The organism is Sphingomonas sp. (assembly GCF_026460985.1).
In the GTDB taxonomy this organism is placed as follows: Bacteria; Pseudomonadota; Alphaproteobacteria; order Sphingomonadales; family Sphingomonadaceae; genus Sphingomonas.
In genome coordinates, this window is sequence record NZ_JAPKNM010000008.1 from 1 (window position 1) to 12,551 (window position 12,551).

Consider the following 12,551-nt stretch of genomic DNA (forward strand, 5'->3'; position numbering starts at 1 on the left):
CGGTCATGCTGCTCACTGCTCCCCTCCCTGCAAGGGAGGGGCCGGGGGTGGGTGCCGACGCGTCGGCGTCGGCCTTTGCTGCGCGGAGACGGGCTCGCTGCGCTCGCACCCACCCCTAACCCCTCCCTTGCAGGGAGGGGAATAGGCAAAGGCAGGTGGCCAATAACAAAGCAGCCGTTGCAACTGTGGCGGCATTTTCTACCTTGGGAGTATCGCAAGGGAGGCGTAGAGCACTCACAAGGATAGACAAAGCGCAGGAACACAGACCGGCCATGGCAACCGCCGCCCATCAGCTGACGCCCGAGGCGTCGGCCAATCCCGCACCCGAAGCGATCGTCGTCCGCTTTGCCGGCGATTCCGGCGACGGCATGCAGCTGACCGGCGGCCAGTTCACGCTGTCGACCGCGCTCGCGGGCAACGACCTGGCGACCTTCCCGGATTTCCCCGCCGAGATCCGCGCGCCGCAGGGCACCTTGTTCGGCGTCTCGGCCTTCCAGATCAACTTCGGCTCGGCGCAGATCGACACCGCGGGCGACCAGCCTGACGTGCTCGTCGCGATGAACCCCGCGGCGCTCAAGACCAATGTCGAAGCGCTCAAGCCCGGCGGACTGATCATCGCCGACGAGGGCGAGTTCGGCCAGCGCAACCTCGACAAGGCCAAATATGCCGCCAATCCGCTCGAGGACGGATCGCTCGACAAGTGGCAGTTGCTCAAGCTCGACATCTCCGCGCTGACCGTCGAGGCGGTCAAGCCGTTCGGCCTGGGCAACAAGGAAGCCCTGCGCTGCAAGAACATGTGGACGCTGGGCCTCGCGCTCTGGATGTTCGACCGCGACCGCGAGCCGCTGATCGAGTGGCTGCGCACCAAGTTCGCCAAGGCGCCCAACCTCGCCGAGGCGAACATCGCCGCATTGAACGCCGGCCATGCCTATGGCGAGACGGCGGAGCTGGGCGCGTTGGGCATCGCCCAGCGCCACGTCGCCGCAGCGCCCTCCGAACCGGGACTCTACCGCACCGTCACCGGCGCGGACTCGATCGCGCTCGGGCTCGTCGCGGGGGCGCAGCTCGCGGGCCTCAAGATGTTCTACGGCGGCTATCCGATCACCCCGGCCTCCGCGATCCTCCACAGCCTCGCGCGGCTGAAGGAATATGACGTCACCACCTTCCAGGCCGAGGACGAGATTGCCGCGATCGCCTCGGCGCTCGGCGCGTCCTATGCGGGCAGCCTTGGCGTCACCTGCTCCTCGGGGCCCGGCATCGCGCTCAAGACCGAGGCGATCGGCCTCGCGATCATGACCGAGTTGCCGCTGGTGATCGTCAACGCGCAGCGCGGCGGGCCCTCGACCGGCCTGCCGACCAAGACCGAGCAGTCGGACCTCTATCAGGCGGTCTATGGCCGCAACGGCGACGCGCCGCTGCCGGTGATCGCCACGCGCTCGGCGGCCGACTGCTTCGACTGCGCGATCGAGGCGGTGCGGATCGCGACGCAGTACATGACCCCGGTGATGCTGCTCACCGACGGCTATCTCCAGAATGCCGCCGAGCCGTGGAAGGTGCCGGACATGAGCACCTACGAGCCCTTCCCGGTGGCGTTCCACACCGAGCCGCCCGCCGAGGGCGAGAAGTTCCTGCCCTATGCGCGCGACGCGAAGCTGAAGCGCCCCTGGGTCAAGCCGGGCACGCCGGGCCTGCTCCACCGCATCGGCGGGATCGAGAAGGCGCAGGGCTCGGGCAACATCGACTATTCGCCGGGTAACCACCAGGCGATGACCGACATCCGCCGCGACAAGGTGCTCGGCATCGACGTGCCCGACCAGCAGGTGGAGCAGGGGCAGGTCGGCGGCAGGCTCGTCGTGGTCGGCTGGGGCTCGACCTACGGCCCGATCGCCAGCGCGGTGCGTCGCGCGCGGGCCAAGGGGCAGGACGTCAGCCATGTCCATATCCGCCACATCTGGCCATTGCCGAAGAATCTTGGCGCGTTGCTAAAGAGTTACAATCATATTCTCGTTCCAGAAATGAACACGGGCCAGCTCAAGACCGTGCTGCGCGACCAGTATCTCGTCGACGCCGTGCCGCTCAACAAGGTGTCGGGCCAGCCCTTCACCATCGCCGAGATCGAGGGTGCGATCGCCCGCCATCTCGACGGCGACCGCCCCGAGGAACTCGGCCCGGACGACACCCAGCTGCCCAGCCCGGAGGCTGTGAATCCATGAACGAACTGACCACTATCCGTCCCAGCACGCCCAAGGATTGGGAGACCGACCAGGAGGTCCGCTGGTGCCCGGGCTGCGGCGACTATGCGATCCTCAAGGCGGTGCAGCGCACCATGCCCGAGATCGGCGCCACCCCTGAGAACACCGTGTTCGTCAGCGGCATCGGCTGCTCGTCGCGCTTCCCTTATTACATGGAGACCTATGGCTTCCACACGATCCACGGCCGTGCGCCGGCGGTGGCGACAGGGGTCAAGCTGGCGAACCCCGATCTCGACGTGTGGATCATCACCGGCGACGGCGACGCGCTGTCGATCGGCGGCAACCACACGATGCATCTGCTCAGACGGAATCTGAACTGCCAGGTCCTGCTGTTCAACAACGAGATCTACGGCCTCACCAAGGGGCAATATTCGCCTACCAGCCGCGAGGGGACGCGTTCGCCCTCGACGCCGTTCGGCTCGGTCGACCATCCGGCCAAGCCCTGCGCCTTCGCGCTGGGCAGCGGCGCGCGGTTCGTCGCGCGCGGGATCGACGTGCACAAGAACCTGCCCTCGGTCCTGAAGGCCGCGCATGCGCACCAGGGCGCGGCGTTCGTCGAGATCTTCCAGAACTGCATCGTCTATAACGATGAGGTGTTCGAGCCCTTCGCGGCCAAGCCCAATGCCGCGCTCAACCAGCTCTGGGTTGAGCATGGCAAGCCGATGGTCTTCGCCGGTGGCGCCAAGGGCATCAGCCTCGACCGCGAGGCGCTGACGCTCAAGGTGGTCGACGTGGTCGAGGGCGACTGGGAGGCTGCGGGGGTGATCGTCCACAACGTCGCCAACCGCGCGATCGCGCACATGCTCGTCGAGATGCCGTTCGGGCCGTTCCCGATGGCGCTGGGCGTGCTCTACGACGATCCCGCCCCGACCTTCGAGAGCGCGGTGGTCGCGCAGAACCAGGCGGCGAGCGAGGGCAAGAAGCCCGACCTGCAGAAGCTGGTCGCCAAGGGCCAGACCTGGATGGTCGACAAGGCCCCGCATCCGTTGTGAGACCGGATCTCGCACGAGGATATGAAGGCACGAAGAGGGGCGGTTGAGCGAAGAGCTCGAAGCCTTGGCTCGGGTAGCGGTCGACTGCGGCTTCAAGTTGCACGAGGCGCTCGGGCCGGGGCTCCTTGAGTCGGTTTATGAGGCATGCCTGTTCCAAAGCCTTGCGGAGCGAGGCCTGTTCGTCGAGCGGCAGAAGCCGATACCCATCCGCTTCAACGGCATTTCACTCGAAGAAGGATTTCGCGCCGATCTCCTGGTGGAAGGACAGCTGCTCATCGAGCTGAAATCGACTGAGGCGTTCGTACCGGTCCATGGCAAGCAGGTGCTGACCTATCTACGGCTGATGGATTTATCGCTCGGTTTGCTGATGAACTTCGGAGCGCCGACTTTTCGTGATGGTGTGCGGCGGATCGCGAATAACTATTTTAGATCATAAGAAATTTTTCTCACACAAAGGCACGAAGGCACAAAGAAGATTAGAGGAGCGCTTCGCGCCCTTTGAAACCGACTTTCTTTGTGCCTTCGTGCCTTTGTGTGAGTCATTCTTCTACCCTCGGAATGCCCTTGCCCGTGCCGCTGGCGCGTGCATGTTGGGCGGGATGAACGCGTCGATGCGGGAACAGGGTCGCAGGGAGAGGACGGGGCGCGGAGGCGGCCCGTTGGCCCTGCCTGCGCCGGTCTTCCATCGCCAGCTCGACAAGCTCGATCGCGGGATCGCCGAGGGCAGCCTCGAGCTGCTGCTGCCCAACGGCCGCGCCCGGCTGCTCGGCGGGCGCGCCGACGGGCCCGCGGCGGTCGTCGACCTGCGCAGCTGGCGCGCATTGCTGCGACTCGCGCTCGAAGGATCGAGCGGCTGGTACGAGGCATGGGCGGCGGGCGAGTGGGCGAGCCCCGACCCGGTGCAGCTCTTCGCCCTGTTCAGCCGCAACCGCGCCGGGCTCGCGGGGCCGGCGCGCGCGACCGGGCCGTGGCGGCTCGCCAAGCGCCTCTGGCACTGGGCGCGACGTAACGATCGCAGCGGATCGCGACGCAACATCCATTTTCACTATGATCTCGGCAACGACTTCTATCGGCCCTGGCTCGACGCGGGGATGACCTATTCGAGCGCGTGCTTCCTCGAGCCCGGCCAGACGCTCGAGGCGGCGCAGCAGGCCAAGCTCCAGGCGATGCTCGACCGCACCGCCGCAGCGCCCGGCGAGACGATCCTCGAGATCGGCTGCGGCTGGGGCTCGTTCGCCGAGCTGGCATTGCGCCAGGGGCGGCGGGTGCACGGCATCACGCTCTCGACCGAGCAGAAGGCCTGGGCCGAGGCGCGCACCGCCGGGTTCGACGGCGCGAGCTTCGCGCTCACGGACTATCGTGACGTCACCGGCTATTACGACGCAGTGGTCAGCATCGAGATGGCCGAGGCGGTGGGGCGCCAATATTGGCCGGCCTATGTCGCAGCGATCGCGCGGGCGCTCCGGCCCGGCGGCCGCGCGGCGCTGCAGGTCATCACCTTCGACGATGCGCTGTTCGAAGGCTATGCCAGCAATGTCGACTTCATCCAGCGCTACATCTTCCCCGGCGGGCTGCTGATCCGGGAGAGCGAGTTCCGACGTCTTGCCGCCAGCAACGGGCTCGAATGGCGCGATCGGGTCGCGTTCGGACTCGATTATGCCGAGACGCTCCGGCGCTGGCGCGAGAATTTCGACGCGGCCGCCGCGGCCCGACTGCTCCCCGCGCAATTCGATGCGCGCTTCGTCGCATTGTGGCGCTATTACCTGATATATTGCGAAGGCGGCTTCCGCGGCGGCGGCATCGACGTCGTCCAGGCCACGTTGGTCAAGGAGGGGTGATGATCCGGGGGATGATGCTGGCGGGCGCGCTCGCGCTCGGGACGATCGCGGGGCCGGCGGCGGGGCAGGGCGTTCCGCTCAACCCCAACGACACCAGCGGCCTCCGGAAGGTGGGCGCCGAGATACTGTTCTGGAGCCAGGCGAAGCGCGACGCCAATTTCCCGCACATGGAGAAGATCTTCCCCGGCCATGTCGTCAAGGCCGGCGGCAAGGTCCGCGCGCTGCCCGCGGGCAAGCCGCTGCCGGTCTCCGACGCCGAGATAGACGCCTTCATCGCCAGCCAGAACGTCTCGGGACTGATCGTCCTCCAGGACGGCAAGGTTCGGCTCGAACGCTATGCGCGCGGCTACGGCCGGGAAGGGCGTTGGACGAGCTTCTCGGTCGCCAAGTCGTTCACCTCGACCCTGGTCGGCGCGGCGATCGGGGACGGCTACATCAAGTCGGTCGACGAGCCGGTGACCAGGTACATCCCCGAGCTCGCCGGCAGCGGCTATGATGGCGTCACCATCGCGCAACTGCTCACCATGACGTCGGGCGTGCGGTGGAACGAGGACTATACCGACCCCAAGTCCGATGTCGCGCGGATGTTCCTCGAGCCCGTGCCCGCGGGCGAGGATCCGACGGTCTTCTACATGAAGAAGCTCCCGCGCGAGACCGCGCCGGGCAGCAAATGGGTCTACAAGACCGGCGAGACCAACCTCATCGGCGTGCTGGTGATGCGCGCGACCAAGAAGCCGCTGGCGGACTATCTCAGCGAGAAGGTCTGGCGGCCCTACGGCATGGAGCAGGACGCCTTCTGGATGGTCGACCCTTCCGGGCACGAAGTGAGCGGTTGCTGCCTGTCGGTGTCGCTGCGCGACTATGCCCGGATGGGGCAATTGGCGCTGGAGGGCGGCAAGGGCGTGGTGCCTGCCGGCTGGTTCGCCGAATCGACGCGCTCGCATGCCGATATCGGCGCGCCCGGGCGCGGATATGGCTATCAATGGTGGACCTATTCCGAGGGCCGCTTCGGCGCGCAGGGGATATTCGGCCAGACGATCCGCGTGGACCCGAGGACGAAGACGGTGATCGCGGTCTCGGCCGCGGCGGACAAGGCTACCGACCGCGACTATGGCCTCGCGCGGACGGCGTTCCTGGACAAGCTATTCGCGGCTGCTGCGAAGTAACGTCACCCCGGCGAAAGCCGGAGCCTCAGGCCGCTGGTAAACGGCCCGTGGCGCGAGGTCCCGGCTTCCGCCGGGATGACGGTTCAGTCCACCCGTTCGAAATGCCCGGTCTCGAACCCCGAGACCGCGAGCTGGACGATCCGCTCGGCAACGACTTCGGGCGCCTTCACCGTCTCGGGATTCTCCCCCGGAAACGCCCGCGCGCGCATCTTGGTCCGCGTGGAGCCCGGATCGACGATGCCGACGCGCACGCCGCTGATATGGCGTACCTCCTCGCCATAGCTCAGCAGCAAATTCTCGAACGCCGCCTTGGACGCGCCATAGCTGCCCCAATAAGCGCGCGGCGTCTGGCCCACGCTGGAGGTGATGCCCAGCACCCGCGCCTGCTTCGCCGCCTTGAGCAAGGGATCGAACGCCGCGAGCATCGCCGCCTGGGCGGTGACGTTGAGCGTCAGCACCTTGGCGAATTCCTTGAAGTCGATCGCGGGGATCGCGCTGAGGCTGCCGAGCGACGCGGCGTTGAGCACGAGCAGGTCGAGCGCTTGCCAGCGCTCGGCGACCGCGGCGGCGAGCCGCGACACGCTCTCATTCTCGGTCAGGTCCATCGGCGCGATCGTCGCGCTGCCCCCGCTCGCGTAGATCGCCTCCTCGACTTCCTCGAGCCCCCCGGCGGTGCGCGCGGTGAGGATCACGTGCGCGCCCGCGGCGCCGAGCGCCCTGGCGGTCGCGGCGCCGATGCCGCGGCTGGCGCCGGTGACGAGGGCGATACGGTCGGCGAGGGGCTTGTCGGTCATTCGAACTCCGGGAGAATCAGGTCAGCCGACCCGTTCCTCCAGAAGCGCGAACTGGTCAACCGGCTGGAGCTCGTCCTGGTCGGTGAGCGTGGTCGGATAGTCGCCAGTGAAGCAGGCGTCGCAGTATCTGGGGTGGATGTCGGCGCGGTGCGCCTCGCCCAGCGCCTTGTAAAGCCCGTCGATCGAAACGAACGCCAGGCTGTCGGCATGGATGAAGTCGGTCATCCCGCCGACGTCGAGCTTGGCGGCGAGCAATTTGGCGCGCTCGGGCGTGTCGACGCCGTAGAAGCAGCTGTGCCGCGTCGGCGGCGAGGCGATGCGCATATGCACCTCGGCAGCGCCCGCCTCGCGCATCATCTGGACGATCTTGAGGCTGGTGGTGCCGCGGACGATCGAATCGTCGATCAGGACGATGCGCTTGCCCTTGATCAGCTCGCGATTGGCGTTGTGCTTCAGCTTGACGCCAAGGTGGCGGACCTTGTCGCCCGGCTGGATGAAGGTGCGGCCGACATAATGCGAGCGGATGATCCCGAGCTCGAAGGGGATGCCCGATTGCTGGGCATAGCCGATCGCGGCGGGGACGCCCGAATCGGGAACCGGCACGACAAGATCGGCCTCGACCGGCGATTCGATCGCCAGCTGCGCGCCGATCGCCTTGCGCACCGAATAGACGCTGCGGTCCTCGGCGATCGAATCGGGGCGCGAGAAATAGACATACTCGAAGATGCACGGCCGCGGCGCGACCGGCGCGAAAGGCTTGTGTGAGCTGATCTCGCTGCCCTTGACGATCACCAACTCGCCCGGCTCGACGTCGCGGACATATTCGGCGCCGACCACGTCGAGCGCGACCGTCTCCGAGGCGAAGATGATCGCCTCGTCGAGCTTGCCCATCACCAGCGGGCGGATGCCGAGCGGATCGCGGCAGGCGATCATGCCCTCGGCGGTCATGCAGATCAGCGAATAGGCGCCCTCGACCTGCTTGAGCGCGTCGATGAAGCGATCGATCAGCGTGCGATAATGCGAGGTCGCGACGAGGTGGATGATCACCTCGGTGTCCGAGGTGGACTGGAAGATCGCGCCGCGCCGGACGAGATCGCGCCGTAGCCGCATCGCGTTGGAGATGTTGCCGTTGTGCGCGACCGCGAAGCCGCCGCTCGCCAGCTCGGCATAGAGCGGCTGGACGTTGCGAATCGCGGTGTCGCCGGTGGTCGCGTAGCGGACATGGCCCGCCGCAGTGGTGCCGGAGAGGCTGCGAATCACGTCGTCGCGGTCGAAATTGCCCGCGACATGCCCCATCGCGCGATGCGTGTGGAACTGGCGGCCGTCCCAGCTGGTGATGCCCGCCGCCTCCTGGCCGCGGTGCTGGAGCGCGTGGAGGCCGAGCGCTACGAGCGCGGCGGCGCCTTCGGCATTGGAAACGCCGAAAATGCCGCACTCTTCGCGCAGCTTGTCGTCATCGAACGGGTGCGTGGTAAGCATCAGCCCTCAAGGGGGTTGGGAACTCTTGGGGGCCATATAGGCACTTCCTCCTGGTTTGTCGCCGGTTTGTCACAAGGAAATGAACTCGCGTCAGCTTTCGCCCGTTTTTCAAGGCGAAAGGAGCCTGTCATGGCCAAGGATCACGGATCGCAGATCAAGGACGACGCCCTCTACGAGAAGCTGCGCGACGAGGGCGCGTCGAAGGAGAAGGCCGCGCGCATCGCCAATGCGAAGGAAGCGGGCACGCTCGCCAAGGGCGGCACCCATCTGGAGAATCGCACCAGGGAGGAACTGTACGACGAGGCGAAGGAGATCGGCATCGAAGGCCGGTCGAAGATGGGCAAGGGCGAACTGATCGACGCGATTCGGGATCATTGACGTCACTCCGTCATCCCGGCGAAAGCCGGGACCTCGTGCCTCGGGCCGTTCGCTCGCGGCCTGAGGCCCCGGCTTTCGCCGGGGTGACGAAAGAGGGCGAGCGCGCTAAGCCCCGTCGGTGACCGACGAACGCGACACCAGCCTCGCCCTGAACCCCAAATACGACGCCGCCGGCCTGATCACCGCCGTCGCGACCCACGCCGCGAGCGGCGAGCTGCTCATGCTCGCGCACATGAACGCCGAGGCGCTCGAAGCGACGCTCGCCACCGGCGAGGCGCATTTCTGGTCGCGCAGCCGCGGCCGGCTGTGGAAGAAGGGCGAGAGCTCGGGCCATGTGCTCCGCGTGGTCGAGGCGCGGATCGATTGCGACCAGGACGCCTTGTGGCTCAAGGTCGAGCCCGCCGGCCCCGCCTGCCACACCGGCGCGCGCAGCTGCTTCTTCCGCCGCATCGAGGACGGCAGGCTGGTCCGCGACGCATGAGGGCGGCGGCCGGGTTGCTCCTGCTCGCGCTCTCCGCCTGCTCGGGCGGGCAGGGCGGCAATGCCCAGGCGCCGCAGGATCTGGAGAGCGCGGCGATCGAGCGCGGGTTGGTCCGCGATCCCGACCATGGCGACCTGACCGGGCTCTACGCCCGCGATACCGACCGCATTTGCATCACCCGCACGGGCTCGACCTATCGAATCGGCGCCTTCGTCGACTATGGCGACCGCATCACCTGCAGCGGCGCGGGAACCGTCGAGCGCGACGGCGAGACGCTGCGGATCGCGCTCGGCGACGGCGGATGCAGCTTCGACGCGCAATATGATGGCGACCGGATCAAGTTCCCGGGCGTCCTCCCCGACGCCTGCAAGCCGCTCTGCGCCCGCCGCGCCTCGTTCACCGGGCTCGAGGTGACGCGCCTGAGCGAGTCGGGCGCCGAGGCGGCGGCGATGCGCGATTCGAGCGGGCGGAGGCTGTGCGGGGAGTGATTTGGGGCTCACACGAAGACACGAAGGCACGAAGAAGAGGTTCGCGCAGAGGCGCAGAGAGCGCAGAGGTTTTCAGGGCCGCGTAGCGGCCATTCACTTCTTCTCTGCGTCCTCTGCGCCTCTGCGCGAACCATCCTCCTTCTTTTCTTCGTGCCTTCGTGCCTTCGTGTGAACCAAGAATATCCCAGACGCCCCCCACAGGTTGCCCCCATGCGCCGCCGCTCCTAAAGCCGCGGCATGGCCGATCCCTTCTACATCTCCACCGCGATCCACTATCCCAATGGCCGCCCGCATATCGGCCATGCCTATGAGATGATCGCCGCCGACGCGATCGCGCGCTTCCAGCGCCAGCACGGCCGCGACGTCTTCTTCCAGACCGGCACCGACGAGCATGGCCTCAAGATGGTCCAGACCGCGCGCGCCCGCGGCATGGAAGCACGCGAGCTCGCAGACGAAATGTCGAGCTATTTCCGTGAAATGGCAGACGTTCTAGATATCTCGTGCGATCGTTTCATCCGCACCTCCGAGCCCGAGCACTATGCCGCGAGCCAGGCGATCTGGCAGGCGATGGCCGATGCCGGCGACCTGTACCTCGATCGCTACGAGGGCTGGTATTCGGTCCGCGACGAGGCGTTCTACGAGGAGAAGGAGCTGACCGAAGGGGAAGGGGGCGTGAAGCTCTCGCCCCAGGGCACCCCGGTCGAGTGGACCGCAGAGGAGACCTGGTTCTTCAAGCTCTCCAAATACCAGCAGCCCTTGCTCGATCTCTACGCCGCCAACCCCGACTTCATCCGCCCGGAATCGCGCCGCAACGAGATCCTCCGCTTCGTCGAGGGCGGGCTGGTCGACCTGTCGGTGAGCCGCACCAGCTTCGACTGGGGCGTGCCGGTGCCGGGATCGCCGGATCACGTGATGTACGTCTGGGTCGACGCGCTGACCAACTACATCACCGGCGCGGGCTATCCGCACGACGTTCCACGCTTCGAGAAATACTGGCCCGCCGACATCCACCTGATCGGCAAGGACATCGTCCGCTTCCACACGGTCTATTGGCCCGCCTTCCTGATGTCGGCGAACCTGCCGCTGCCGAAGCAGGTTTTCGGCCACGGCTTCCTGCTCAACCGCGGGGAGAAGATGTCCAAGTCGGTCGGCAACGTCGTCGATCCGATGCAGCTGGCCGAGCTCTACGGCGTCGACGCGCTGCGCTATTTCCTGTTGCGCGACGTCAGCTTCGGCCAGGACGGCACCTTCAGCGACGAGGCGATCGTCACGCGCGCCAATGCCGACCTGTCGAACAGTTTCGGCAACCTCGCCCAGCGCACGCTCGCCTTCATCGCCAAGAATTGCGACGGCCATGTCGCGGAGGGCAGGGCGGAGGAGGCCGATGCCGTGCTCCTCGCCGAGGTCGACACCGCCTGCGCCGCCTTCCGCGTCGCGTTCGACGATCTCGCGCTCAGCCAGGGGATCGAGGCGTGGATGACCGGCGTGTTCGCCTGCAACCAATATATCGACGCGCAGGCGCCCTGGGCGCTGCGGAAGACCGATGCCGAGCGGATGAACGCAGTGCTCCGCACGCTGCTTCGCGCGATCCGGCACCTCGCCACCACGATCCTGCCGGTGATCCCCACCTCGGCGGGCAAGTTGCTCGTCCAGCTTCCCTCGATCGACGACGAGGACTTCCGCATCGCCGCGCCGACCCCCATCTTCCCGCGACTGGAATTGCAGGCGACGGAAGCGTGAGACTGGCCGACAGCCATTGCCACTTGATCTACAAGGGCCTGGGCGAGCAGCAGCCCGAGGTGCTGGCGCGCGCGCGCGCGGCCGGCGTGGTGGCGATGCTCAACATCTCGACGCGCGAGAATGAATGGGATGACGTCATCGCCGTCGCCGAGCGCGAGGCCGATGTCTGGGCAAGCGTCGGCATCCATCCGCACGAGGCCGACCAGCATCCCGACGTCGACACCGCCAAGCTGGTAGAGCGGGCGGCACATCCGCGCGTGGTCGGGATCGGCGAGAGCGGGCTCGATTATTATTACGACCATAGCGACCGCGACCGCCAGCGCGCCAGCTTCCGCGCGCACCTCGCCGCGTCGCGCGAGACCGGGCTACCGATCATCGTCCACACCCGCGACGCCGAGGAGGACACCGCCGCGATCCTGCGCGACGAGATGGGGAAGGGCGCCTTCCCCGGCGTGATCCACTGCTTCACCGCTAGCGGCGCCTTCGCCGATATCGCGCTGGAGCTCGGGCTCTACGTCTCGATTTCCGGCATCGTGACCTTCAAGAACGCGCACGACCTGCAGGAGACCGCGGCGCGACTGCCGCTCGACCGCCTGCTGATCGAGACCGACGCGCCTTTCCTCGCCCCCGTGCCCCATCGCGGCAAGACCGGCGAGCCGGCCTTCGTGGCAGACACGTGCAAGTTCCTCGCGCAGCTCCGCGGCGAGGACCCGGAGGAACTCGCCGAGGCGACGCGCCAAAACTTCCACAAGCTGTTCGCCAAGACGCTGGCGTGAGGGCTGACCTGAACCGTCACCCTGATGAGGAGGGGACACAGTTCCCCGGTCGGCATTGCCTCCATTTGCTCACACAAAGACGCGAAGGCACGAAGAAGTTAGTGGAAGTGGGTTCGCGCAGAGGCGCAGAGGACGCAGAGATAGGGCTACGCTGCGCGAGAAGGGAC

At 66.9% G+C, this 12,551-nt stretch carries 12 protein-coding genes; 10 read left to right on the forward strand and 2 right to left on the reverse strand.

What is annotated here, in order from left to right; translation table 11 throughout:
• Window positions 1-272 precede the first annotated feature (272 nt).
• The 5 genes from MT490_RS02405 to MT490_RS02425 all read left to right on the forward strand — a co-directional run bounded on the left by MT490_RS02405 (window position 273) and on the right by MT490_RS02425 (window position 6,248).
• On the forward strand, window positions 273-2,213 hold the full coding sequence (locus MT490_RS02405; RefSeq protein WP_297383948.1) for a 2-oxoacid:acceptor oxidoreductase subunit alpha: 1,941 nt from the start codon (window positions 273-275) through the stop codon (window positions 2,211-2,213).
• Entirely contained in the window at window positions 2,210-3,244 is a 1,035-nt protein-coding gene (locus MT490_RS02410; RefSeq protein WP_297383950.1) for a 2-oxoacid:ferredoxin oxidoreductase subunit beta, read from the forward strand. The genes MT490_RS02405 and MT490_RS02410 overlap by 4 nt, the downstream gene beginning before the upstream one ends.
• A gap of 43 nt (window positions 3,245-3,287) precedes the next feature.
• Window positions 3,288-3,680, forward strand: coding sequence for a GxxExxY protein (locus MT490_RS02415; protein WP_297383951.1), 393 nt, complete (start codon window positions 3,288-3,290; stop codon window positions 3,678-3,680).
• Window positions 3,681-3,843: 163 nt separating this feature from the next.
• Window positions 3,844-5,082: a cyclopropane-fatty-acyl-phospholipid synthase family protein gene (locus MT490_RS02420; RefSeq protein WP_297383953.1), complete on the forward strand. Its 1,239-nt coding sequence runs from the start codon at window positions 3,844-3,846 to the stop codon at window positions 5,080-5,082.
• Window positions 5,082-6,248, forward strand: coding sequence for a serine hydrolase domain-containing protein (locus MT490_RS02425; protein ID WP_297383955.1), 1,167 nt, complete (start codon window positions 5,082-5,084; stop codon window positions 6,246-6,248). The genes MT490_RS02420 and MT490_RS02425 overlap by 1 nt, the downstream gene beginning before the upstream one ends.
• 83 nt (window positions 6,249-6,331) lie before the next feature.
• On the opposite strand, the gene MT490_RS02430 is transcribed toward MT490_RS02425, so the two are convergent.
• Both MT490_RS02430 and purF read right to left on the reverse strand, forming a co-directional pair.
• A complete protein-coding gene (locus MT490_RS02430; protein ID WP_297383957.1) occupies window positions 6,332-7,042 on the reverse strand; it encodes an SDR family NAD(P)-dependent oxidoreductase in 711 nt (236 codons plus the stop codon).
• Between the two features lie 21 nt (window positions 7,043-7,063).
• A complete protein-coding gene (gene purF, locus MT490_RS02435) occupies window positions 7,064-8,521 on the reverse strand; it encodes an amidophosphoribosyltransferase (RefSeq protein ID WP_297383959.1) in 1,458 nt (485 codons plus the stop codon).
• Window positions 8,522-8,650: 129 nt separating this feature from the next.
• Between purF and MT490_RS02440 the strand changes: the two genes are divergently transcribed.
• The 5 genes from MT490_RS02440 to MT490_RS02460 all read left to right on the forward strand — a co-directional run bounded on the left by MT490_RS02440 (window position 8,651) and on the right by MT490_RS02460 (window position 12,384).
• Window positions 8,651-8,899 (forward strand): Rho termination factor N-terminal domain-containing protein, encoded by a 249-nt coding sequence (locus MT490_RS02440; protein WP_297383962.1) that lies wholly within the window; start codon window positions 8,651-8,653, stop codon window positions 8,897-8,899.
• A gap of 118 nt (window positions 8,900-9,017) precedes the next feature.
• Window positions 9,018-9,380 carry a phosphoribosyl-AMP cyclohydrolase gene (hisI, locus tag MT490_RS02445; protein WP_297383964.1) on the forward strand — a complete coding sequence of 121 codons (363 nt, stop codon included), beginning with the start codon at window positions 9,018-9,020 and terminating at the stop codon, window positions 9,378-9,380.
• Entirely contained in the window at window positions 9,377-9,868 is a 492-nt protein-coding gene (locus MT490_RS02450) for a hypothetical protein (protein WP_297383965.1), read from the forward strand. Before hisI ends, MT490_RS02450 begins: the two co-directional genes overlap by 4 nt.
• A gap of 237 nt (window positions 9,869-10,105) precedes the next feature.
• Window positions 10,106-11,608, forward strand: a complete 1,503-nt coding sequence (gene metG / locus MT490_RS02455) for a methionine--tRNA ligase (RefSeq protein ID WP_297383966.1) — start codon at window positions 10,106-10,108, stop codon at window positions 11,606-11,608.
• Window positions 11,605-12,384 carry a TatD family hydrolase gene (locus MT490_RS02460; protein ID WP_297383968.1) on the forward strand — a complete coding sequence of 260 codons (780 nt, stop codon included), beginning with the start codon at window positions 11,605-11,607 and terminating at the stop codon, window positions 12,382-12,384. Before metG ends, MT490_RS02460 begins: the two co-directional genes overlap by 4 nt.
• The last annotated feature ends 167 nt before the right edge of the window (window positions 12,385-12,551 follow it).